This window comes from Allobosea sp., from assembly GCF_030695125.1.
In the GTDB taxonomy this organism is placed as follows: domain Bacteria; phylum Pseudomonadota; class Alphaproteobacteria; order Rhizobiales; family Beijerinckiaceae; genus Allobosea.
Map to the genome: position 1 here is coordinate 170,558 of NZ_JAUYTP010000036.1, position 21,495 is coordinate 192,052.

20 protein-coding genes are annotated in these 21,495 nt (G+C 67.3%); 12 read left to right on the forward strand and 8 right to left on the reverse strand.

What is annotated here, in order from left to right:
• Positions 1 to 49 precede the first annotated feature (49 nt).
• The 6 genes from gatB (at position 50) to Q8S38_RS15400 (ending at position 5,267) form a co-directional block, all read left to right on the forward strand.
• On the forward strand, positions 50 to 1,531 hold the full coding sequence (gene gatB / locus Q8S38_RS15375; protein WP_305681300.1) for an Asp-tRNA(Asn)/Glu-tRNA(Gln) amidotransferase subunit GatB: 1,482 nt from the start codon (positions 50 to 52) through the stop codon (positions 1,529 to 1,531).
• A complete protein-coding gene (locus tag Q8S38_RS15380; protein WP_305681301.1) occupies positions 1,531 to 2,106 on the forward strand; it encodes a helix-turn-helix domain-containing protein in 576 nt (191 codons plus the stop codon). Before gatB ends, Q8S38_RS15380 begins: the two co-directional genes overlap by 1 nt.
• Positions 2,107 to 2,130: 24 nt before the next feature.
• Entirely contained in the window at positions 2,131 to 2,637 is a 507-nt protein-coding gene (locus tag Q8S38_RS15385) for a GNAT family N-acetyltransferase (RefSeq protein ID WP_305681302.1), read from the forward strand.
• A 108-nt stretch (positions 2,638 to 2,745) separates the two neighbouring features.
• Entirely contained in the window at positions 2,746 to 3,900 is a 1,155-nt protein-coding gene (locus Q8S38_RS15390) for a zinc-binding dehydrogenase (RefSeq protein WP_305681303.1), read from the forward strand.
• 37 nt (positions 3,901 to 3,937) lie between these two features.
• Entirely contained in the window at positions 3,938 to 4,429 is a 492-nt protein-coding gene (locus tag Q8S38_RS15395) for a GNAT family N-acetyltransferase (protein ID WP_305681304.1), read from the forward strand.
• A 130-nt stretch (positions 4,430 to 4,559) separates the two neighbouring features.
• Entirely contained in the window at positions 4,560 to 5,267 is a 708-nt protein-coding gene (locus Q8S38_RS15400; protein ID WP_305681305.1) for a glutathione S-transferase N-terminal domain-containing protein, read from the forward strand.
• Positions 5,268 to 5,813: 546 nt separating this feature from the next.
• Here Q8S38_RS15400 and Q8S38_RS15405 read toward each other — a convergent pair.
• Positions 5,814 to 6,212 (reverse strand): DUF2147 domain-containing protein, encoded by a 399-nt coding sequence (locus tag Q8S38_RS15405; RefSeq protein WP_305681306.1) that lies wholly within the window; start codon positions 6,210 to 6,212, stop codon positions 5,814 to 5,816.
• Between the two features lie 367 nt (positions 6,213 to 6,579).
• Here Q8S38_RS15405 and Q8S38_RS15410 point away from each other — a divergent pair, with 367 nt between their 5' ends.
• Together Q8S38_RS15410 and ndk are read left to right on the forward strand one after the other, a co-directional pair.
• Positions 6,580 to 6,849 carry an SEL1-like repeat protein gene (locus Q8S38_RS15410; protein WP_305681307.1) on the forward strand — a complete coding sequence of 90 codons (270 nt, stop codon included), beginning with the start codon at positions 6,580 to 6,582 and terminating at the stop codon, positions 6,847 to 6,849.
• 171 nt (positions 6,850 to 7,020) lie between these two features.
• Positions 7,021 to 7,443: a nucleoside-diphosphate kinase gene (gene ndk / locus Q8S38_RS15415; protein WP_054207823.1), complete on the forward strand. Its 423-nt coding sequence runs from the start codon at positions 7,021 to 7,023 to the stop codon at positions 7,441 to 7,443.
• A gap of 90 nt (positions 7,444 to 7,533) precedes the next feature.
• On the opposite strand, the gene Q8S38_RS15420 is transcribed toward ndk, so the two are convergent.
• The gene (locus tag Q8S38_RS15420; protein ID WP_305681308.1) at positions 7,534 to 8,358 is read right to left on the reverse strand and encodes a MipA/OmpV family protein; all 825 of its coding nucleotides are present in this window, start codon (positions 8,356 to 8,358) and stop codon (positions 7,534 to 7,536) included.
• A gap of 184 nt (positions 8,359 to 8,542) precedes the next feature.
• On the opposite strand from Q8S38_RS15420, the gene Q8S38_RS15425 reads away from it, so the two are divergent.
• The 3 genes from Q8S38_RS15425 to Q8S38_RS15435 all read left to right on the forward strand — a co-directional run bounded on the left by Q8S38_RS15425 (position 8,543) and on the right by Q8S38_RS15435 (position 12,034).
• Positions 8,543 to 10,630, forward strand: a complete 2,088-nt coding sequence (locus Q8S38_RS15425) for a molybdopterin-containing oxidoreductase family protein (RefSeq protein WP_305681309.1) — start codon at positions 8,543 to 8,545, stop codon at positions 10,628 to 10,630.
• A 100-nt stretch (positions 10,631 to 10,730) separates the two neighbouring features.
• Positions 10,731 to 11,093, forward strand: a complete 363-nt coding sequence (locus tag Q8S38_RS15430) for a hypothetical protein (protein WP_305681310.1) — start codon at positions 10,731 to 10,733, stop codon at positions 11,091 to 11,093.
• Between the two features lie 134 nt (positions 11,094 to 11,227).
• A complete protein-coding gene (locus tag Q8S38_RS15435) occupies positions 11,228 to 12,034 on the forward strand; it encodes a helix-turn-helix transcriptional regulator (protein WP_305681311.1) in 807 nt (268 codons plus the stop codon).
• Here Q8S38_RS15435 and purN read toward each other — a convergent pair.
• From purN to Q8S38_RS15455, 4 genes are all read right to left on the reverse strand, one after another.
• Entirely contained in the window at positions 11,962 to 12,525 is a 564-nt protein-coding gene (purN, locus tag Q8S38_RS15440) for a phosphoribosylglycinamide formyltransferase (RefSeq protein WP_305681336.1), read from the reverse strand. The genes Q8S38_RS15435 and purN overlap by 73 nt on opposite strands.
• A gap of 56 nt (positions 12,526 to 12,581) precedes the next feature.
• Positions 12,582 to 13,655 carry a phosphoribosylformylglycinamidine cyclo-ligase gene (gene purM, locus Q8S38_RS15445; protein WP_305681312.1) on the reverse strand — a complete coding sequence of 358 codons (1,074 nt, stop codon included), beginning with the start codon at positions 13,653 to 13,655 and terminating at the stop codon, positions 12,582 to 12,584.
• 124 nt (positions 13,656 to 13,779) lie between these two features.
• Positions 13,780 to 15,090, reverse strand: a complete 1,311-nt coding sequence (locus Q8S38_RS15450; RefSeq protein WP_305681313.1) for a M23 family metallopeptidase — start codon at positions 15,088 to 15,090, stop codon at positions 13,780 to 13,782.
• Positions 15,091 to 15,175: 85 nt separating this feature from the next.
• Positions 15,176 to 15,640 carry a peroxiredoxin gene (locus tag Q8S38_RS15455; protein WP_305681314.1) on the reverse strand — a complete coding sequence of 155 codons (465 nt, stop codon included), beginning with the start codon at positions 15,638 to 15,640 and terminating at the stop codon, positions 15,176 to 15,178.
• Positions 15,641 to 15,856: 216 nt separating this feature from the next.
• On the opposite strand from Q8S38_RS15455, the gene Q8S38_RS15460 reads away from it, so the two are divergent.
• Positions 15,857 to 19,312, forward strand: coding sequence for a hypothetical protein (locus Q8S38_RS15460; protein WP_305681315.1), 3,456 nt, complete (start codon positions 15,857 to 15,859; stop codon positions 19,310 to 19,312).
• Positions 19,313 to 19,318: 6 nt separating this feature from the next.
• On the opposite strand, the gene tyrS is transcribed toward Q8S38_RS15460, so the two are convergent.
• Together tyrS and Q8S38_RS15470 are read right to left on the reverse strand one after the other, a co-directional pair.
• Positions 19,319 to 20,569, reverse strand: coding sequence for a tyrosine--tRNA ligase (tyrS, locus tag Q8S38_RS15465; RefSeq protein WP_305681316.1), 1,251 nt, complete (start codon positions 20,567 to 20,569; stop codon positions 19,319 to 19,321).
• A 158-nt stretch (positions 20,570 to 20,727) separates the two neighbouring features.
• The gene (locus Q8S38_RS15470) at positions 20,728 to 21,399 is read right to left on the reverse strand and encodes an alpha/beta hydrolase (protein ID WP_192641492.1); all 672 of its coding nucleotides are present in this window, start codon (positions 21,397 to 21,399) and stop codon (positions 20,728 to 20,730) included.
• Positions 21,400 to 21,495 lie beyond the last annotated feature (96 nt).

Genomic DNA, 21,495 nt, shown 5'->3' on the forward strand with positions numbered 1-21,495 from the left:
GTCGAGGTCGTAACCGTCAGAACAACTTTTTTGAGCCGGAAGTCCGACGATGAACGCGCATGCCCGCCCCGCCGACCCCAAGAAGCTGATCAAGGGTGCGACTGGCGATTGGGAAATCGTGATCGGCATGGAGATTCATGCACAGGTCACCTCCAACGCCAAGCTGTTTTCGGGCTCCTCGACCGCCTTCGGCGCCGAGCCCAACGCCCATGTCAGCCTCGTCGACGCCGCCATGCCCGGCATGCTGCCGGTGATCAACGCCGAATGCGTCCGCCAGGCGGTCCGCACCGGGCTCGGCCTCAACGCGCAGGTCAACAAGCGTTCGGTCTTCGACCGGAAGAACTATTTCTATCCGGACCTGCCGCAGGGCTACCAGATCAGCCAGTACAAGAGCCCGATCATCGGCGAGGGCGAGATCGTCGTCGATCTCTCGCCGACCGAGCAGATCACCGTGGGCATCGAGCGGCTGCATCTCGAGCAGGACGCCGGCAAGTCGATCCACGACCAGCATCCGACCATGAGCTTCGTCGATCTCAACCGCTCCGGCGTCGCCCTGATGGAGATCGTCTCGCGGCCGGACCTGCGCTCGGCCGACGAGGCGCGGGCCTTCGTCACCAAGCTGCGCACCATCCTGCGCTATCTCGGCACCTGCGACGGCGACATGGAGAAGGGCAATCTGCGCGCCGACGTCAACGTGTCCGTCCGCAAGCCCGGCGCGGAACTCGGCACGCGCTGCGAGATCAAGAACGTCAACTCGATCCGCTTCATCGGCCAGGCGGTCGAGGTCGAGGCGCGCCGCCAGATCGGCATCCTCGAGGATGGCGGCACGATCGACCAGGAGACCCGCCTCTATGATCCCGCCAAATCCGAGACGCGCTCGATGCGCTCCAAGGAAGAGGCGCATGACTACCGCTATTTCCCCGATCCCGATTTGCTGCCGCTCGAATTCGACGACGCCTTCGTCGCCGAGCTGAAGGCGCATCTGCCGGAGCTGCCGGACGCCAAGAAGGCCCGCTTCATCGCGCAGTACGGCCTCTCGCCCTATGACGCCTCGGTGCTGGTCGCCGAGCGCGAGCAGGCCGACTATTTCGAGGCGGTGGCGACCGGGCGCGACGGCAAGGCCGCGGCCAACTGGGTCATCAACGAGCTGTTCGGGCGCCTCAACAAGGAGGGGCAGGACGTCACGACCTCGCCGGTCTCCGCCGCCCAGCTCGGTGGCCTCGTCGATCTGATCGGCGAGGGCGTCATCTCCGGGCGCATCGCCAAGGATCTGTTCGAGATCCTCTGGAGCGAGGGTGGTGATCCCCGCGAGATCGTCGAGGCCCGCGGCATGAAGCAGGTCACCGATACAGGGGCGATCGAGAAGGCGGTGGACGAGCTGATCGCCGCCAATCCCGACAAGGTCGAGCAGGTCAAGGCCAAGCCGACCATGCTGGGCTGGTTCGTCGGCCAGGCGATGAAGGCCTCGGGCGGCAAGGCCAACCCGCAGGCACTGAACGAGATCCTGAAGGCGAAGCTGGGGATCGAGTGATGTCAGAGGACTATCAGCCGGAGATCGTCTTGGAAGAGGGGCCAAGCCCCTTTGGCCGTTGGCTTCAATCGGAACGGCTCGGCAAGGGCCTAACTGTTGAAGCGCTAGCTGATAAATCCGGCGTTTCAATGCCTGCAATCTACAATATTGAGGCGGGCAGAACTCAAAATCCAATTGCGGCCACTCGCAATAAACTTGAGCAAGCACTACAATCATCGACGCCGCAGGCAATCATTGACGAAGAGAAGTTAAGTACCTCAATTAATCAGCTAGGATCGCTCGAAGATTTCGATCCTCATGAAATAAACTCAATACCTGCTGAGTCGGGTGTCTACGTTTTTTATGACATCAGTGACCGTCCTGTGTATGTTGGGCGTTCAAAAGATATGAGAAGACGTATCCGTCAACACCAGGACAGATTTTGGTTCAAGAGACCAATTGTTGAAAGGGGTTCTCTAATCAGGATCGGTGACGCTGGACTGATCAAGCAGATCGAAGAAATATTAATTCGATTCCTAAAATCAAACGCCGTTTTGAATCAGAATCTTGTTGATAGAGACTTGTCCGATGATTAACGGTTCTTTGTTTAGACTGGTAAGATGACCCCCGCCGATCTCGTCATTCGCGACGCCGAGGCCGCCGATCTGCCGGCGGTGCGGGCGTTGCTGGTCGAGACCTGGCACGCCACCTATGACGGGATCTATGGCTGGCAGCGCGTCGCCGAGATCACGACGGCCTGGCACTCGCTCGAAAATCTCACCGCCCAACTCGACCGCGAAGGCGGGGCCTTCCTCGTCGCGCTGGTCAAAGACGAGGTCATCGCCACCGCCTCGGCGCGGATCGAGCCGGACCGGGCGGCGCTGCTGACGCGGCTCTATGTCTTGCCGCCCTGGCAGGGCGTCGGCATCGGCCGCACCTTGCTGCAGGTCACGCTGGCCTGCTTCCCGCAGGCGCCGGTGGCCCGGCTCGAGGTCGAGAGCCAGAACGAGCCGGCGATCGCCTTCTACGAGCGAATGGGCTTCTTCCTGCAGCGCCAGGCCCGCTTCGACGGCCGTGACGACACCCCCAACACGCTGCTGATGGCCAAGCGCCTCTTCGCCGCATAGCTGCAGCCGCAACCGGCCTGTGCGTCCACGCCGGTTGCCGCGGCGCGCCCGCCATGCCTCACTCTCCCCCAAGCCGCGCCAAAGCGGCACGTTCAGGGAGAGAAGACCATGCAGCGCCAGCCCATCCGCGTCGCGACCTATGACGGCCCCGGCGGCAAGCCGACCATCCGGGAGGTGCCCTGGCCGGCGGTCCCGGCCAAGGCGGCGCTGATCCAGATTGGCGCCTGCGGCGTCTGCGGCACCGACCAGCACATCCTCAAGGGCCATTGGCCCAAGCAGCTGCCCTGGCCCTTCACGCTCGGCCACGAGATCGGCGGTGTCATCGTCGAGAAGGGGGCGGATTTCACCGAGGACTTCATGGGCAAGCCGCTCGATGTCGGCTCCAAGGTGATGATCCCGCCACTGATGCCCTGCGGGCACTGCCATTACTGCCTGCACTACCCCGAGAGCGCCAACAAATGCCTGACGCCGGTCTATTACGGGCGCTATCTCGGCTTCGACAAGGCGCCGCATCTCTGGGGCGGCTGGGCCGAATATGTCTATGTCGACCTCGAGATGCTGCCCGGCACCAAAATCTACAAGCTGCCCGACGACATGTCGCTGCGGCTGGGCGCTCTGTCCGAGCCGATGACCTCCTGCATCCGCGCCTTCAACCGGGCCAAGCGCGCCGGCGGCTTCAACTGGGGCGACACGGTGGTGATCCAGGGCTCGGGGCCGATCGGCATCCTGGCGATCGCCGCCGCGCAGGAGATGGGCGCCGGCCGCGTCATCTGCGTCGGCGCGCCGGAGGAGCCGCGCCTGGCGCTTGCCCGCAAGTTCGGCGCCGAGGCGACGGTCGACCTGGAGGAATACACCACGCCTGAGGCGCGCATCGCCCGCGTCCGCGAGATCGTCGGCGGGTTCGGCGCCGATCTGGTGATGGACTGCTCCGGCCATCCCACGGCCGGGCCCGAGGGCATCGAGTTCCTGCGCGACGGCGGCACCTATGTCGAGATGGGGCAGTTCACCGATGCGGGCTCGATACAGACCAACTGGCACCGCATCTGCACCAAGGATCTGAACGTGCTCGGCTCCTGGGCCTTCACCGGCAACGACCTGCCGCTCGGTGTCGACATGCTCTACCGCGCCCGCGACAAATACCCCTTCCTGGAGATGCAGACGATCTACCCCTTCACCGAGGCCGGCGTGACCCAGGCCGTCGCCGATGCGATGGCGATGAAGACGGTGAAGTCCACCATCGTTCCGTTCCCGGAGCTGGTCTGATAGAGCGGCGTCTCGCCTCCACCGGACGGGACGCCGCATGACCACCTCGACCCAGATCGCCACCGCGGTCACCATCCGCCGTGCCCGACGCGAGGATGTGGAGCGCATCGCCGAGCTGATCATGCTCGGCGCCGCCACGCAGACGATGACGGCCGACGCGATCCGCGCGGAGGCGCGCCACCCCGGCTATGCCGAGGCCTTCGCCGCGGTCGAGGCCTCCGCGCATGACGCGCTCTTCGTCGCCGAGGAGGCGGGGGGCCTGGTCGTTGGCACCTTCCAGGTCACGCTGATCCCCGGGCTGGTGGCGCGGGGGCGGATGCGGGCCAAGTTCGAGAGCGTCCATGTCGCGCCCGAGCGGCGCGGCCATGGCATCGGCCGGGTCATGATCGCCCATGCGCTCGCCTTCGCGCGCGAGCACGGCGCCGGCATGGCCGAGCTCAGCTCCAACAAGTCGCGCCTCGACGCGCACCGCTTCTATGTCGGGCTCGGCTTCGCGCAGAGCCATGAGGGCTTCAAGATCGAGCTGTGACCGGCGCCGCGGGCGGGCGAGATCACGAACGGGCGATGCAACCCACGCAGGGCGGCCCGGCTCTTTCTCCCGCGCGAGAAGCGGCCTAAACATCGCGCTTCCTCCTCTGCATCAGGGACCGGGACACGCCATGTCAGCCAGCCAGAGCAAGCCGATCGAACTCCATTACTGGCCGACCCCGAACGGCTGGAAGATCACCATCATGCTGGAGGAATGCGGGCTGCCCTACACGGTCATCCCCGTGAACATCGGCAAGGGCGATCAGTTCAAGCCGGACTTCCTGGCGATCGCCCCCAACAACCGCATGCCGGCGATCGTCGATCCCGAGGGGCCGGACGGCCAGCCGATCTCGGTCTTCGAATCAGGCGCGATCCTGCAATATCTCGGCCGCAAGACCGGCCAGTTCTACCCCGTCGACGAGCGCGGCCGCGTCGCCGTCGACGAATGGCTGTTCTGGCAGATGGGCGGCTTCGGCCCGATGCTCGGCCAGACCCATCATTTCCGCATCTATGCGCCCGAGAGGGTGCCGTATGCGATCGACCGCTACACCAACGAGACGAACCGGCTCTACGGCGTGCTGAACAAGCGGCTCGAGGGCCGCGACTATATCTGCGGCGATTACTCCATCGCCGACATGGCCTGCATCGGCTGGGCCCGCGGCTGGGAAAAGCAGGGCCAGGACATCAAGCAGTTCCCCCATGTCGCGCGCTGGATCGAGACGATGATGGCGCGCCCGGCCGTGGCGCGCGGCCTCAAGGTCGGCGAGGCCCTGCGCAACCCCGCCGGCATCTCCACGCCCGAGGAAAAGGCGATCCTCTTCGGCCAGAAGGCGCGCTGAGCCTCATCCACCCCTCCGCGCGTCATCCTGGACAAGCGGCGAAGCCGCGCCGGCCGGGATCCATCCTAGGACTGGACAGCGCCCCATGATGGATCCCGGTCGGCCTTCGGCCGCCCAGGATGACGGGGTTGGTTCGGTAGGGATGACCACCAGCACCGCGCACCAAAAGCCCCGATCGGCCTCAGGCCGCGGGGTTTCGCATCATTGTCCCCGAGGGGATGCGCGGAGCCGGGTGGCGCGCGGACTGAAGCCGCGTGCCGATGTCGAGTGTCGATGTCGAGGTGTCGATGCAGCGCCGATCTCGCGCCGCCCGGCTCCGCGCGCGGGGATTTTGGGCGTTGCGGCCGTTCGTCCCTGACGAGGGGACTTACCACCGCTCGACCTCCGGGAGCCCCCGCCCGCGACGGCGACGCCTCCCGAAACCCGCCACCACACCCGGCCGCACGATGCCTCGCGACAGCCCCCTTGGTCGGGTGCAGCGGGGGCAGGATAGGCACAGCTCGGAGCGGCGGGGATAACCCGCCCGAGGCGGGGCCGGGAAATCGCTCAGTTCGCCCGGTTCCAGTTCACCGAGCGGCAGATCAGACCGCCCAGCACGCAGCCCGAGGTGGTGAGCTTGTCGCCGGCCAGCGTCATCGTGCCGGAGTAGGTCTTGCCGTCTTCCGGGTTGAAGGCGCTGCCGCTCCATTTGCCGTCGCCGGACGGCTTCATGTCGTAGAAGATGCGCTGGCCGACCTTGGCCGGGCCGCTGGTATCCTTGAGCCAGGCCAGCGTGCCGCACATCGCCTCGCCGCATTTGGCGAAGCGCACGCGCGAGGCGCCGCTCTCGCGCAGCCAGGTGCCGCCGACGTCCTGCGCGAGCGCAGCGCCGCTTGCCGTCAGTCCGAAGGCGATGAGGCTAAGGCCGGCCAGCCGGGCCCGAGGGGCGCGTGATCCGTAAGGCATGACATCCTCCCTGTTCGACCACGCTATGCTGCATGGTTCAGATATGAACGATAGCCGAGAAACGAACCGCCTCCAAGGGGCGCCTCCGAGGCGGCGGAACGCCCCTCGCTTGCGGCGTTCCGCAAGGGAGGGTGAATCCTCCGTCAACGCCCTTCCTGGCATTCTCCCCAAAGGCCTTTGAAAACATGAGTCTTTTCGACATGAGAAGATGAATCCGCAGTTGATTTAACGGCTCGCTCATCTCTCGTTGAGTTTCGATTCATCGCGAATTTTAGCGGCCCTTTTAAGGGGCGCGGCCAATTCTCGACCTCACGAGCCGGGGCCTTTGGACGGGTGGCCGGCGCCAAAACGCAAAAGGGTGGTTGTCATGGCACGCATGGAAATGAGCGCGATCCCCGCTTCTCTGGTGGTCCCGAGCGAGGCGTCGGCGCAGGCCTATTACGAGCTTGGCCTGATGTATGCGGCCGGCCGCGGCATTCCGGTCGACCTGGTCACCGCGCAGAAATGGTTCAACGTCGCCCAGGCGCGTGGCTGCAGCCGGGCTGCCGCGCACCGCCAGGAACTGGCGCTGGAGATGACCCGTGATCAGGCCGCCCAGGCTCTGCGCGAGGCCCGCAGCTTCCTGACGCGGCACTGACGCACGCGATTTCAGGGCGCTCCCGCAGGGAGCAGGGGCCGCGACACCGCGGGTCCGCCGGTGGGCCCGTTGCGTCGGGCGACCGGGTCAAATCGACGAGCCTTGTGGGGCGGGGAGGGCGCGGGTATAAGCGCGCCGCATTCCCCCCAGAAAATCCCCGAGGATTCATCGATGGCTGTTCAGCGTACCTTCTCCATTCTCAAGCCCGATGCGACCCGTCGCAACCTCACCGGCGCGGTCAACGCGGTCATCGAGAAGGCCGGCCTGCGCATCGTCGCGCAGAAGCGCATCCACCTGACCAAGGCCCAGGCCGAGACCTTCTATGCGGTCCATTCGGCGCGGCCCTTCTTCGGCGAGCTCGTCGAGTTCATGACCTCCGGCCCCGTGGTCGTGCAGGTCCTCGAGGGCGAGGACGCCATCGCCAAGTACCGCGACGTCATGGGCGCGACCAACCCGGCCAACGCCGCCGAGGGCACCATCCGCAAGCTCTTCGCCGAGTCGGTCGGCGAGAACACCGCCCATGGTTCGGACGCGCCGGAAGCAGCCGCGGTCGAGATCGCGCAGTTCTTCTCCGGCAACGAGATCGTCGGCTGATCAGCCGGCCGCATCGGCTTCGAATTGAGAAGGGGCGGGTCGCGATCGACCCGCCCCTTTTTTGTCGCCTGCGAGCGAGGCTGTCCGCGCTCAGAAGCCCAGATCGAAGGCGTAGCTTGCGGAGACGCCGACCGTGATCGAATCGCGCGAGCCGAACGTCCGCACCACCGGCGACTTCGCGGCATCGCCGACCAGATGCTTGTACTCGACATAGGCCGTGGTCTGGAACCGCTCGGACCAGTTGTAGGTCGCCTGCGCGATGGCGCCGTAGGACAGTACGCCGCTGTTGAAGCGCTGCAGCAGCCCGCCGTTGCCGGCGGCGCCGGGAATCGAGCCGAAATAGGTGCGGACATAGTCGGCACTGGTCACCACCATGCGCGGCCCGATGCCGAGCTTCCAGGTGTCGTTGATGCGCGCGAAGGCGTCGAGCTTCATTTCGGCGACGAGGCCGTCATGGGCGGCGATGCCGCGGCGCAGATCGACGCGGGCGCGCAGCCAGGAGGCCGGGTAGAACTCGGCGAAGGCGCCGGCCTCGGCGCCGAACTTGACGTCGGGCACGCCGATCAGCGCGCGGTTGACGCTGGATTTCCGCTCCCAGAGCAGGTTGCCGGAGAAGCCGACGCGCCAGGCGGTGCCGGAGAAGAAGCCGATCGAGATCGCGTCGTCCTCGGCCGACCACCAAGTGCTCTTCAGCCCGCGTCCGAGCGAGATGATCGGCTTCGGGCGGAAGACGTAGTCGTTGGAGCCGAGATAATCGGGCTGGCGATGCAGGCCGGCGCCGAGCGTCAGCGTCCAGTTCTGCGCCGATTGCGGCGAGGTGAGGGTGCTGTAGTCGGATGACTGGGCCGAGGCGCGGTCGATCGGCGACAGGAAGACACAGGCGACGAGGCCCGCCAGGAACGCAACGCTACGCATGACACTCAACTCCGGCGCGACCGCGCCACTCATGACCAGAGATCCGCAGAATGAAGCATTAGGATTAACCCCGGGTTGATGCTGAGCCTTGCGCGACGAGATGTCCGGAGATTGCACGCGCCGTCCGGGCGAGGCCACCGTCCAGGCCGGTTTCCTTTTTTTCGCCATGCGTTACGAAGGGGCTATGACGGAATTGCCACGCATCGCGCACCACCCCTCGACCTGCCCGCATGACTGCCCCTCCGCCTGCTCGCTGGAGGTGGAGGTCATCGACGGGCGCAGCATCGGCCGCGTGCGCGGCAGCAAGCGCCAGAGCTACACCGATGGCGTGATCTGCGCCAAGGTTGCCCGCTATGCCGAGCGGATCCACCACCCCGACCGGCTGCTGCATCCCCTGCGTCGCACCGGCCCCAAGGGCTCGGGCCAGTTCGCGCGCATCTCCTGGGACGAGGCGCTGGACGAGATCGCTCAGCGCTTCCTCGCCATCGAGGCGGAGCACGGGGCGGAGGCCGTCTGGCCCTATTACTATGCCGGCACGATGGGCCTGGTCATGCGCGACGGCATCAACCGCCTGCGCCATGCCAAGCGCTATTCCGGCCAGTATTCGACGATCTGCACCACCACGGCCTGGACCGGCTTCATCGCCGGCACCGGCCGCCTCGCCGGGCCCGATCCGCGCGAGATGGCCAAGTCCGACTGCGTGGTGATCTGGGGCACGAACGCCGTGCACACGCAGGTCAACGTGATGCATCACGCGATCAAGGCGCGAAAGACGCGCGGCGCCAAGATCGTCGCCATCGACATCTACCACAATGCGACGCTGGCCCAGGCCGATCTGGCGCTGGTGCTACGGCCGGGCACCGATGCGGCGCTCGCCTGCGCCGTCATGCACGTGCTCTTCCGCGACGGCCATGCCGACCGCGCCTATCTCGCCGCCCACACCGACGCGCCCGAAGAGCTCGAGGCCCATCTGCAGAGCCGAACCCCGGAGTGGGCGGCCGCGATCACCGGCCTCGAGGTCGCACAGATCGAGGAATTCGCCGCGCTCGTCGGCACCCGCAAGAACAGCTTCTTCCGCCTCGGCTATGGCTTCGCCCGGCAGCGCAATGGCGCCGTCTCGATGCATGCCGCGCTCTGCGTGCCGACCGTCACAGGCGCCTGGCAGTACGAGGGCGGCGGTGCCTTCCACAGCAACAGCGGCATCTACAACTGGCGCAAGAGCCTGATCGAGGGGCTCGACGTCCGCGACCGCAGCGTGCGCGAACTCGACCAGTCGCAGATCGGACGCATCCTGACGGGGGACGCCACCGCGCTGCGCCAGGGCGGGCCGGTCAGGGCGCTGCTGATCCAGAACACCAACCCGGTCTCGGTCGCCCCCGAGCAGGAACTGGTGAAGCAGGGCTTCGCCCGCGAGGACCTCTTCACCGTCGTCCACGAGCAGTTCATGACCGAGACGGCGCAGATGGCCGACATCGTGCTGCCGGCGACCCAGTTCCTCGAGCATGACGACATCTATCAGGGCGGCGGCCACCAGCACATCATGTGGGGCGGCAAGCTGGTCGAACCCGCCGGCGAATGCCGCTCCAACCATGACCTGATCTGCGCACTCGCGGAGCGGCTGGGGGCGCAGCATCGCGGCTTCACGATGACCCCGCGCGAGATCGTCGACTGGACGATGCGGGAAACCGGCCGCGGTACGCTCGACGAGCTGATCGCCAATGAATTCATCGACATCCAGCCGGATTTCCGCACCGCGCATTATCTCGACGGCTTCGGCTATCGCGACCGCAAGTTCCGCTTCAAGCCGGACTGGCCGAAGGTCCCCAACGCCAATGCCGGCCCGGTCGGCCCCTGGCAGGATATGCCGGCGCTGCCCGATCAGTGGGACGTGCTCGACAATGTCGATGCCGACCACCCCTTCCGGCTGGCGACGAGCCCGGCGCGGAGTTTCCTGAATTCGACCTTCACGGAGACCCCGAGCTCCGTGAAGAAGGAGGTCGGCCCGACCTTGATGCTGCACCCTGACGATGCTTCGCGGCTGGGGATCGTGGCCGGCGACGAGGTCATCGTCGGCAACAGCCGTGGCAGCGTCCATCTCGCGGCCGTTTTGTTCGAGGGTGTGGTGCGCGGCGTCGTCATCGCCGAATCGATCTGGCCCAACGCCGCCCACAAGCATGGCCGCGGCATCAACACGATCACCGGCGCGGATGGCCCGGCCCCCTTCGGCGGCGCGGCCTTCCACGACAACAAGGTCTGGATCAAAAAGGCGTGACCGCGCACCCTTGATTTTCCGACAATGCTATGGACCATCCTCGCGCAGTCAGCCCGTTCCACGGTGCCGATGCGTCTGCTCTCGAAGGACGAACGAAATCATGATGATGCGGCGGATGGGTGCGGTCTTCCTGGCCGGTGGGATCTCTGTGCTAGCGACGCTGGGCGCGCAGGCGGCGAGCGGCGGCAGCGCCCTGCCGCCGCCCGATCCGACCGCCAAGAACCTGACCCCCTACATGATCCAGCTGCGCGCCTTCGACGCCTGCCTGGTGACGCAGTCGCGCCTGATGGGCACGACGCGCGAGGCGGTCCACACGCCCTGCAGCTGTTACGCCAAGGGCACCGTCGCGGCGATGACCAAGGATGAGATCCAGGCCTTCCGCGACACCGGCTATTTCAACGATTCGGCCCGCGAGAAGGGCCTCGGCTTCATCGACCGCTGCAAGCTGAAGCGGCCGATCTGACGCCCGGCGCGGTGACGGCCGGATGCGGCCGAGCTTGACTCCGCGACGCGTCGTCTCCTGACATGCTGCTGACAAAACCTGTCAGCAGGGCTGGGGCATGCTGACAGCAGCCAGGGCCTAGGGGGACCGTCGATATGCAGCGCGCCGAACGATTGCTCGACATGATCCAGAGCCTGCGCCGGCGGCGCCGGCCCGTGACGGCCGAGACGCTGGCCTCCGAGCTCGATGTGTCGGTGCGCACCGTCTACCGCGACATCGCGGCGCTGGTGCGCCAGGGCGTGCCGGTGCGCGGCGAGGCCGGCATCGGCTATGTCCTCGATGCCGGGTTCGACCTGCCGCCGCTGATGCTCTCCCCGGATGAGATCGAGGCCGTGCTGGTCGGCATGCGCTGGCTCGGCGAGCGCGCCGACCCCGTTCTGGCGCGCGCGGCCGAGGACGTGGTCAGCAAGATCGCCGCGGTCCTGCCGCCGCATCTGCGGCCGATCCTGCTCGACGGCGCGCTGTTTGCGCCCGCCTATGGCCGCGACGCCCCCGTCGATCAGGTCGATGTCGCCGCCGTGCGCGCGGCGATCCGCCAGGGCCGCAAGCTCGAGGTCCGCTACCGCGACGAGAGCGGCCAGGACACGCAGCGCATGATCTGGCCGATCGGCATGACCTTCTACGACCGCGTCCGGATTGTGATCGCCTGGTGCGAGCTGCGCCAGGACTTCCGCCATTTTCGCACGGACCGCATCACCGATCTCGTGGCACGGGAGGAACGCTACCCCGCCCGCCGGGCCGATCTCTTCCGGCGCTGGCAGAAGGAAGAGGAGGCGCGCTGTCTGGCCGACGCCAGCCGGCGTCAGGAGGCGGAGCGGCTCGACGAGGCTCAGCGCCGGACGACCGCCCCGTCGACCAGTGCGGCGCGGCCCGCGGCCACCTCCGCCAACGCGATCGGATAGAGCCGGTGCTCCTCGACGAGCACGCGCGACGCCAACGTATCCTCGTCGTCGCCCGCCAGAACCGGGACCTTCGCCTGTGCGATCACCGGCCCGGCATCGAGTTCTGGCACGACGAAGTGCACGCTGCAGCCATGCTCGGCGACGCCGGCTTCAAGTGCCTGCCGATGCGTATGCGTGCCCTTGAACAGGGGCAGCAGCGAGGGATGGATGTTGATCATCCGTCCCTCCCAGCGCCGGACGAACCAGGGCGTCATGATCCGCATGAAGCCGGCCAGCACGACGAGATCGATCTGGTTGACGCGCAGGACATCGTCCATGGCGCGTTCGAAGGCCTCGCGGTCCTTGTTGAAGGCGCGGTGATCGACGGTCGCGGTCGCGATGCCGAAATCGCGCGCCCGCTCCAGCCCGGGCGCGCCGGGCACGTTGGACAGCACGAGCGCGATCTCGGCGGGATAGCCGGGCGCGCGCGCGGCCTCGACGAGCGAGACCATGTTGGACCCGCGCCCCGAGATCAGGATCCCGACGCGCGGGCGGATCGTCGCCTCGCTCACAGCGACAGCTTGCCGCGATAGGCGACCTGCTCCTCGCCGTCCGCCACCGGCACGACCTCGCCCAGCCGCACCGGAGCCTCGCCCGCCGCCGCCAGCGCCGCCATCACCTCGTCGGCCTTGGCCGCCTCGGCCGCGACGATCATGCCGATGCCGCAGTTGAAGGTGCGCAGCATCTCGCGCTCGGCGACGCCGCCGACCTTCGCCAGCCAGCCGAAGACGGGAGGGACTGGGATCGCCGCGAGGTCGAGCGAGACGCCGAGACCGTCGGGCAGGACGCGCGGAATGTTGTCGGGAAAGCCGCCGCCGGTGATGTGCGCCAGCGCCTTGATGCCGCTGGTCGCCTTGATCGCCTGAAGCAGCGGCTTGACGTAGATCCGCGTCGGCACGAGCAGCGCCTCCGCAAGGCTGGTCTCGGGCGCGAAGGGGGCGGGCGCCTCCCAGGCAAGGCCGCTCAGCGCCACGATCCGCCGGACCAGCGAATAGCCGTTGGAATGGACGCCGGAGGAGGGCAGGCCGAAGACGACGTCGCCGGGCTGCAGATCGGCCCGCGGCAGCAGCGCGCCGCGCTCGGCCGCCCCGACCGCGAAGCCCGCAAGGTCGTAGTCCTTCTCGGCATACATGCCGGGCATTTCGGCCGTCTCGCCGCCGATCAGCGCGCAGCCGGCCTGGCGGCAGCCATCGGCGATGCCGCGCACGATCTCGATGCCGACCTTGGGGTCGAGCTTGCCGGTGGCGTAGTAGTCGAGGAACAGCAGCGGCTCGGCACCCTGCACGATCAGGTCGTTGACGCACATCGCGACGAGATCGATGCCGATCGTCGAATGCCGCCCGCTCTCGATCGCGATCTTGACCTTGGTGCCGACGCCATCATTGGCCGCGACCAGGATCGGGTCGGTGAAGCCTGCCGCCTTGAGGTCGAACAGCCCACCGAAGCCGCCGATTTCGGCATCCGCACCCGGCCGGCGCGTCGCGCGCACCAGCGGCTTGATGGCATCGACCATGGCGTTGCCGGCATCGATGTCGACGCCCGCCTGCGCATAGGTCAGTCCGTTGCCGTCAGGCTTGCTCATCTCGTATCCGCCCTGGTTCGCGTTCGCGCGAGCGATAGGCAAGCGGGCGGCGCGATGCAAGGCGTTGGGATGCGATGGTCGCTGAAACGCAGCTAAAGCCGAGGCAAAACCTGTGTCCGGCGTCCTAGTCGAGCGCCGCCAGCTTGCCGCCGGCGCGCAGGAAGCGGGCGGGATCGACCGGCTCGTCGTTGATGCGGGTTTCGTAATGCAGATGCGGGCCCGTCGAGCGGCCGGTCGAGCCGACGCGGCCGACCACGGTTCCGGTCGTCACGCTCTGCCCGACGGAGGCCAGGATCGCCGACATATGGGCGTAGCGCGTGGTGATGCCGTTGGCGTGCTCGATCTCGACCATGTTGCCATAACCGCCCGAGTATTCGGCGGTGATGACCTTGCCCGGGGCGGTGGCGCGAATCGGCGAACCGCTCTCGGCGCGGAAATCCACGCCGGTATGCATGGCCGGCGCCCGGGTAAAGGGGTCGACCCGGTAGCCGTAATTCGAGGAGAAATCGACCTCGCCGGCCATCGGCTTGGCGAGCGGCAGCTGCCCGGCGAGGCTGCGAAGCCGCATCACCGCCGCGATGCGCGGCTGCAAGGCGCTGAGCGTCGCTTCGAACGGGCCGGTCGAGGGATCGATCTTGAACGGAACGAAGGGGCCACCGACCCCGCCTTTCGCGACGCTGCTTTGGGCGGCCAGCTTGTCGGTGTCGAGCCCGGTTTCGGAAAGAGCGCCGCGCAGACGCTTCTGCGACGCCGCCAGGGTCTCGTCCATGTCCTTGAGCGCGGCGAGCTGGGCGCCGGATGTGTTGGTGATCGCCCGGTCGAGACGGGTGAGGGCGGCCTCGACGCGCTTGGCCGGCGGCTGGATCTCGGCCTGCCCGGACGTCCAGGTGTCGGCCTTGCGATCGCTGGCGCCGCGCAGCGCGGGCGAATCAAGCGCCGGCGTCGGCTTCGTCGGCATGATCGGCGCGAAGCTGGTCACGCCCGAAGCGCGGACCGGTTCCTCGGGCTTGATCATCCGCGGCCGCAAGGGGGCCTTCTGCGGCGACATGATGCCGCCGGCCTGCAGCGTATCGGCCAGCGCCGTGACGAGGGACTGGCGTGATTCCAGCTCGGCCTGGCGGGTGGCCAGTTCGTCGACGCGGGCCTCGACGCCGTCCTGGTCGAGCAGGGCGCGGCTGGCGAGCCGGTCGACATCGGCGCGCAGCGCCGCGATCCGGTCTTCATAAGCGTATTGGCGGGTGGTCTCGCGGGCGACCAGCCGGGCGGCGAGATCGTCTTTGCTGAGGATGTACCAACCCGCCGCGCCGCTGCCCGCCGTGGTCAATGCCAGCAGGGCGAGGCCCGCCAGCACGGTCGAGCGGCGGATCGTATAGGTCTTGTGCGTGACGAGACCGGATACGGGAAGGGCGGGGCCTGTCGAAGCAGGATGTGTCATGTACGCGGGACCGGAATGTTACGCTGCCGATACCGTCATCAGACCCTGTTAAGGTTAATCTTTCGCAAACCGGAGGGGTTTCGCCTCAGATCTCTTTGGCCGCGGCCAGGACCTCTGCGGCATGGCCGGGGACTTTGACCTTGCGCCAGACCCGCGCGACCTTGCCCTGCGCGTCGATCAGGAACGTCGTCCGCTCCACGCCCATATAGGTCCGCCCATACATGCTCTTCTCGACCCAGATGCCATAGGCCTGGAGCGCGGCCTGCGCCTCGTCGGCGGCCAGCGCGAACTCCAGCTTGTGCTTGGCCTTGAACTTGTCGTGGCTCTTTACCGGATCGGGCGAGATGCCGAGGATCTCGGTGCCCGCCGCCGCGAACTCCGCGCGCAGGCCGTTGAAGGCGATCGCCTCCTGGGTGCAGCCCGGCGTGTCGTCCTTGGGGTAGGCGTAGAGCACGAGCTTGCGCCCGGCAAAATCCGCCAGCGACACCATGCCGCCCCCGTCGCGCCCGAGCGTGAAAGCGGGAGCTGCGTCACCTTCCTGCAAAGCCATTGATCTGCCTTCCTTTCGTCGCGTTCGCGCTGCATGGCCGAACGCAGGTCCGAGCGTCATGGTAGCGTGTCGGCCGGTATTGAAACAGGGTGTCTCGTCGATTCGTCGGATGCGGCGTCGGCAGGCTGCGCTGTCGGTGCCCCCTGGCGATCACGCTGGCGCTTTACGCCGTGCCGCACGCGACGGATCATCTGCGGCGAGAGGATCGAACAGGCCTTGCAGCATCAGGATGCCAACAAGCCGGACGCTGCTTCGGCTTCGACCACGTCGCAATCCGGGCCGGATTGCGACGTGGTCGAGGTGACGCGGCGCGCCAGGGCCGGCCTTGCGACCATCGCTGTCGCGGTCGTCGTCGCGGTGCTGACGCTGGCGGGTGCCGCCGCGACCCTGCTCGTGACCGGTCTGGTGCCGTTGTCGGGGCTGGAGGGCCGCATCGCGCAGGCGATCCAGGACCGTCTCGGGCGCGACTGGACGGTCGAGGCTGCCGCCGCCGAACTCGGCCGCATCGATGGGCGCGCCCAGCTGCGCGTGCGGCAGGTCGCCTTTCGCCACAAGAGCGGGGCGGCGATCCGCGCGCCTGAAGCCATTCTCGGCTATGAGCCGATGGCCCTGCTGCGCGGCGACATCCGGCTGACCTCGGTCGATCTGCGCGGCGTCAATGTCCGGCTCGGCGTCAACAAGGATGGCGCCCTGATCGTCAATGCCGATTCGGCTCCCGCCGAGCCGCAGCCGCCTTCGACGCTGCCCGATGCATCGCAATGGAACGCCTTCACCGGCGTGATGGCGGCGGTAGCCACGCTCGGCCAGGGCGAGGGGCTGCTGGGTGCGCTGGAGACCGCCGGGATGAACGGCGCACGCCTGTCGCTGGTCGATCCCGAAGGACGGCAGAAGGCGGGCTTCGAGGATGTCGAGATCCGGCTGACACGCACGGGCGAGCGCGCCACGCGGCTCACCCTGAAGGGCCGCACGGGCCCCCGCTGGAAAGAGCTCGCCATCGACCTGACGACCCAGTCCGACGGCACGCAACGCGCTGATATCGACATCGTGCGCTTCGAACCGGCGGAGGTCGTCGCGCTGGCACTGGGGACGGGCGGGCTGACGATCGAGGGGCTTCCCCTGCGCGGCAAGGCCAGCCTGAGCCAGACGACCGATGGGCGCCGGGAGATCACGGCACGGATCGACGTGCTGCCCGGCGTCATCCGCTTCCCCGACGGGCCGATGCCGCCGATTGCGGTGGAGGCGGCCCATGTCGAGCTGGCCAGCAGTGGCGATTTCTCGGTGATCGACATGAGGTCGGTCGCGATCGATGCCGGGGATACCCGCCTGACAGGCCATGGCCGCCTGCGGGCCGAAGACGGCGCGTGGCGCGCCAGCCTCGAGGCGAGCGGCCAACTCGCCGGGATCGACTCCGATCCGCCCGTGGCGATCTCGTCCGCGAAGGCAGAGCTGCGGATCGATCCGCGCAGCAGCGAGGCGCTGATCGAGACGCTCTCGGTGCAAGGCCCGGCGATCCGGGCCGAAGGACGAGGACTGGTTCAGCAGGTCGGCGGCTCGCCATTGCAGCGATTTTCGATCACGGCTACGGATTCAGACCCCCGGGCGGCGCTGGCGCTGTGGCCGCGTTGGACCTCGGACGAGGTTCACCGCACGTTGTCGCGTCAGGTCCAGGCGGGGCGCATCGCCTCGGTGCGCGTCGATCTTGACCTGCCGGCCGCCGATCACGCCCGGATGTTGCAAGGCGCGGGGATTCCTGACGACGCGCTCACTGTCGTCGTCGAGGCCTCGCAGGTGCGGTTTCTGCCGGGCCCCGGCCTGCCCGCGCTGATCGATGCGAAGGTCTCGGGCAGGGTGACGGGCCGCACGGTCAAGCTCGCCATTGCCAAGGCCACGGCCGATCTGGGCGAGGGCCGGCAGCTGCAACTCGGCGACGGCAGCTTCGACATTCCCGAAACCTGGACGCCCCGCGCCCCGGCGCGGGCCGCATTCCGTTCGACGGGCTCGATGGAGGCACTGGCCGCGCTATTTTCCTTTCCGGCGCTGAAGGAGTTCGCGCCCGCCGATCTCGATCCCAAGAGCCTGCGCGGCTCCAGCGATCTCCGGAGCGTCGTAGCGTTGGCCCTGGTCGACGACCCGCGCCCCGGCGAGATCGTCGTCACCAGCACGGGGACGCTGTCGGGCGTGGCCTCCGACACGCTGCTCGGCACGGAAAAGCTCGAAGGCGGCAATCTGACGGTCAATCTCGACCGGACCGGTCTGGCCTTGCGCGGAGAGGCCCGCATCGGCGGGGACCGCGCCCAGGTCGAGATCCGGCAGGACCCCCGTGGCAAGGGCGAGGCGACCTTGGCGTTGGCGCTCGACAATGCGGCGCGGCAGAAGCGCGGCCTCGGCCCCGAGGTCGGCATCAATGGTCTCGTGCAGGTCAAGGTCACGAAGGCGCTGGGCAAGGGCGTGTCGGGCGTTCCGCGGGTCGAGAACGACCTGACCAAGGCCTCGCTCGAGGGCCTCATCCCGGGGTTCAGCAAGCCGGCGGGCCGGGCGGCCAAACTGAGCTTCAACTATATCGCCGAGGCGGACGGGCCCGAACTCGACGAATTCCTCTTCGAATCGACACCGGCGCTGATCCGCGGCCGGGTCGAGCTCGACCGGAACAATGCTTTCGAGAGTGCGAGCTTCTCGCAGTTCCGCGTCTCCACGGGCGACAACCTCAAGATCGATGCGAAGCGCGAGGGCAATCTGACGAAGCTGGTCGTGAAAGGCGCGGTCGCCGATGTCCGCCCCTTCATTCGCGATCTGCAGAGCGCATCGGGCCCGGCCGCGCGGGGCGACAAGCCCGGCGCCCGTGGCGGCGACCTCGACCTCGATCTCGACGTGCCGATCCTGACCGGCTTCAACAACGAGGCGATCACCAACGCCACGCTGAAGCTGCAGAAGCGCGGCGGCGATCTGCGCACGATCGGCTTCCAGGGGCGGATCGGCCGCGCCGACGTCACGGCGAAGCAGGTGTCGCGCGTGGGCGAGGCGGCGGGCGGGCTGCTCGTCCAGTCCGAGAATGGCGGCGCCTTGCTGCGCTTCGTCGATATCTACCGCCGCGCCTATGGCGGCGATCTGATCCTCAATCTCGGGCCGGGCGAGACGCGCCAGAGCGGCGAACTGCTGTTCCGCAACTTCGTCGTCCGCGACGAGCCGGCGCTCCGCCGCGTCGTTGGCGGGCAGTCGCTCGGGGGCGACCGCGCCGACAATGCGGCGCCGCCCCTGCCCATCAATGTCAGCGAAGTCGCCTTCACCAAGCTGCGGGCGGAATTCACCCGCTCCGCCAGCCGCCTCGATATCTCGGACATGGTGATCTGGGGCCAGCAGGTCGGTTTCACCCTGCAGGGCAATGTCGATTACGGCCGCGACCGCGTCGATATCGGCGGCACCTTCGTGCCGGGCTATGCCTTCAACAACGCCTTCGCGCAGGTCCCCCTGGTGGGGGCGCTGCTCGGCGGCGGCAGCCAGTATGGCGGGCTGTTCGCGGTCAATTTCAGGATCGCCGGCGCAGCCAGCGCGCCGACCATGTCGATCAACCCGCTCTCGGCGATCGCGCCGGGCATCCTGCGCCGCTTCGTCGATCCGCTCGGCGGGGCTCCCGCGCAAAAGCCGCTGCAGCCCAATCCGGCGCCGACGCGCTGAGGCCGGTTACTCCGGCCGCAGCAGGATGTGCTTCTTCTTGCCGAAGGAGAGCTTGATCGCGCCCTCCGCCAGATCCGACATGCCGAGCATGGCGCGCTCGTCGGTGACGACGGCATCGTTGACGCGCAGGCCCCCGGCCTTGACCTGCCGACGGGCTTCGCTGATCGATTGAACGAAACCAGCCATCAAGAAGGCTTGGAGCACGCCCAATCCGTTCTCAAGCATAGGCTTGATGACAATAACCGTCGGTAGATCGGCTGCGGTGCCGCCCTCTTCGAAGGTCTTGCGCGCCGTCTCGGCGGCTGCATCCGCCGCCTCGCGGCCATGGACGATTGCAGTGATCTCGGTGGCCAGGATCTTCTTGGCTTCGTTGATCTCGGAGCCACCGAGCGCCGCGAGGCGCGCGATCTCGTCGAGCGGCAGGCGCGTGAACACCTTCAGGAAGCGGCCGACATCGGCGTCCTCGGTGTTGCGGAAATACTGCCAGAAATCATAGGGGCTGAAGACGTCGGCGTTGAGCCAGACGGCGCCATTGGCGGTCTTGCCCATCTTGGCGCCGGACGCGGTGGTCAGGAGCGGCGTCGTCACGCAGTAGAGCTGCGGCCCGCCCATCCGATGCGAGAGGTCGACGCCGTTGATGATGTTGCCCCACTGGTCGGAGCCGCCCATCTGCAGGCGGCAGCCATGGCGCCGGTTGAGCTCGACGAAGTCGTAGCCCTGCATGATCATGTAGTTGAATTCGAGAAAGGACAGCGACTGCTCGCGGTCGAGCCGGAGCTTGACCGAATCGAAGGAGAGCATCCGGTTGACCGAGAAATGCCGGCCGACCTCGCGCAGGAACTCGACATAGTTCAGCTTCAGCAGCCAGTCGGCATTATTGGCCATCATCGCGTCGGTCGGGCCGTCGCCATAGCGAAGGATGCGGCCGAAGACCCGCTTGATGCTCTCGATATTGGTGGCGATCTCCTCGACCGTCAGCAGCTTGCGCTGGTCGTCGCGGAAGGAGGGGTCGCCGACCATCGAGGTGCCGCCGCCCATCAGCGTGATCGGCCGGTGCCCGGTCTCCTGGAACCAGTAGAGCATCGTCAGCGAGATCAGGTTGCCGATGTGGATCGAGGTCGCGGTGGCGTCGTAGCCTACATAGGCGGTCTGCGTGCCCTCGCAGCACAGCTTATCCAGGCCCGCCGGATCGGAGATCTGATGGACGAGGCCGCGCTCGTCGAGAACGCGCAGGAAGTCGGACTTGTAGGTGGTCATCGTGATGCTCGGATCGTTCTGGGGCTGTCGGCCTTGTCGTCATCCCGGCCGTAGCGAAGCGGAGTGCCGGAATCCATCATCGAGCGTCGCCCTCCGATGGATCCCGGATCAGCGCCGCTCCGCGGCTTGTCCGGGATGACGCCGTTGCGGCAAGCGGATCAGACGCTTTCCTGCTCGCTCTTGATGATCTCGGGGCCGACCATGCGGTCGAGATAGGCGCCGACCTGGCTCATCAGCACGTCGACCTTGCCGTCGAAGAAGTGGTTGGCGCCCTCGACGACCGTGTGCTCGATCTGGATGCCCTTCTGGGTCTTCACCTTCTCGATCACCGCCATCACCTCCTTGACGGGGGCGACGCGGTCTTCCGAGCCATGGACGAACAGGCCCGAGGAGGGGCAGGGGGCCAGGAACGAGAAATCATAGCGGTTGGCCATCGCCGCGATCGACATGAAGCCTTCGATCTCGGGCCGGCGCATCAGCAACTGCATGCCGATCCAGGCGCCGAAGGAGACGCCGGTGATCCAGCAGCTCTTCGCCTCGGGGTTGAGCGCCTGCATCCAGTCGAGCGCCGCGGCGGCATCCGAGAGTTCGCCCGCACCATGGTCGAAATGGCCCTGGCTGCGGCCGACGCCGCGGAAGTTGAAGCGCAGCGCCGAGAAGCCCCGGTTCACGAAGGTGTAGAACAGGTTGTAGACGATCTGGTTGTTCATCGTCCCGCCGAACTGCGGGTGCGGGTGCAGGATGATGGCCAGCGGCGCGCCGCGCTTCTTGGCGGGCTGGTAGCGGCCCTCGATCCGGCCGGCGGGTCCGTTGAAAATCACCTCGGGCATCGTTTTGTCGCCTTGTGTTGGGTCGGAAGGTCGCCGACGCCGGCCACTCAGGCGGCAGAATGCCGCCCCTTGGCCCGGTCGCCCTTGACGGCTCCG

Bases quoted from the DNA above. Each gene is read 5' to 3' on its own strand.
- Q8S38_RS15395 (WP_305681304.1), top strand. From the start codon at position 3,938: ATGACCACCTCGACCCAGATCGCCACCGCGGTCACCATCCGCCGTGCC.
- Q8S38_RS15405 (WP_305681306.1), bottom strand. From the start codon at position 6,212: ATGCCTTACGGATCACGCGCCCCTCGGGCCCGGCTGGCCGGCCTTAGC.
- ndk (WP_054207823.1), top strand. From the start codon at position 7,021: ATGGCTGTTCAGCGTACCTTCTCCATTCTCAAGCCCGATGCGACCCGT.
- purN (WP_305681336.1), bottom strand. From the start codon at position 12,525: ATGGTCTCGCTCGTCGAGGCCGCGCGCGCGCCCGGCTATCCCGCCGAG.
- Q8S38_RS15400 (WP_305681305.1), top strand. From the start codon at position 4,560: ATGTCAGCCAGCCAGAGCAAGCCGATCGAACTCCATTACTGGCCGACC.
- Q8S38_RS15470 (WP_192641492.1), bottom strand. From the start codon at position 21,399: ATGCCCGAGGTGATTTTCAACGGACCCGCCGGCCGGATCGAGGGCCGC.
- gatB (WP_305681300.1), top strand. From the start codon at position 50: ATGAACGCGCATGCCCGCCCCGCCGACCCCAAGAAGCTGATCAAGGGT.
- Q8S38_RS15455 (WP_305681314.1), bottom strand. From the start codon at position 15,640: ATGGCTTTGCAGGAAGGTGACGCAGCTCCCGCTTTCACGCTCGGGCGC.
- Q8S38_RS15430 (WP_305681310.1), top strand. From the start codon at position 10,731: ATGATGATGCGGCGGATGGGTGCGGTCTTCCTGGCCGGTGGGATCTCT.
- Q8S38_RS15420 (WP_305681308.1), bottom strand. From the start codon at position 8,358: ATGCGTAGCGTTGCGTTCCTGGCGGGCCTCGTCGCCTGTGTCTTCCTG.
- Q8S38_RS15390 (WP_305681303.1), top strand. From the start codon at position 2,746: ATGCAGCGCCAGCCCATCCGCGTCGCGACCTATGACGGCCCCGGCGGC.
- tyrS (WP_305681316.1), bottom strand. From the start codon at position 20,569: ATGACCACCTACAAGTCCGACTTCCTGCGCGTTCTCGACGAGCGCGGC.
- Q8S38_RS15385 (WP_305681302.1), top strand. From the start codon at position 2,131: ATGACCCCCGCCGATCTCGTCATTCGCGACGCCGAGGCCGCCGATCTG.
- purM (WP_305681312.1), bottom strand. From the start codon at position 13,655: ATGAGCAAGCCTGACGGCAACGGACTGACCTATGCGCAGGCGGGCGTC.
- Q8S38_RS15435 (WP_305681311.1), top strand. From the start codon at position 11,228: ATGCAGCGCGCCGAACGATTGCTCGACATGATCCAGAGCCTGCGCCGG.
- Q8S38_RS15425 (WP_305681309.1), top strand. From the start codon at position 8,543: ATGACGGAATTGCCACGCATCGCGCACCACCCCTCGACCTGCCCGCAT.
- Q8S38_RS15450 (WP_305681313.1), bottom strand. From the start codon at position 15,090: ATGACACATCCTGCTTCGACAGGCCCCGCCCTTCCCGTATCCGGTCTC.
- Q8S38_RS15380 (WP_305681301.1), top strand. From the start codon at position 1,531: ATGTCAGAGGACTATCAGCCGGAGATCGTCTTGGAAGAGGGGCCAAGC.
- Q8S38_RS15410 (WP_305681307.1), top strand. From the start codon at position 6,580: ATGGCACGCATGGAAATGAGCGCGATCCCCGCTTCTCTGGTGGTCCCG.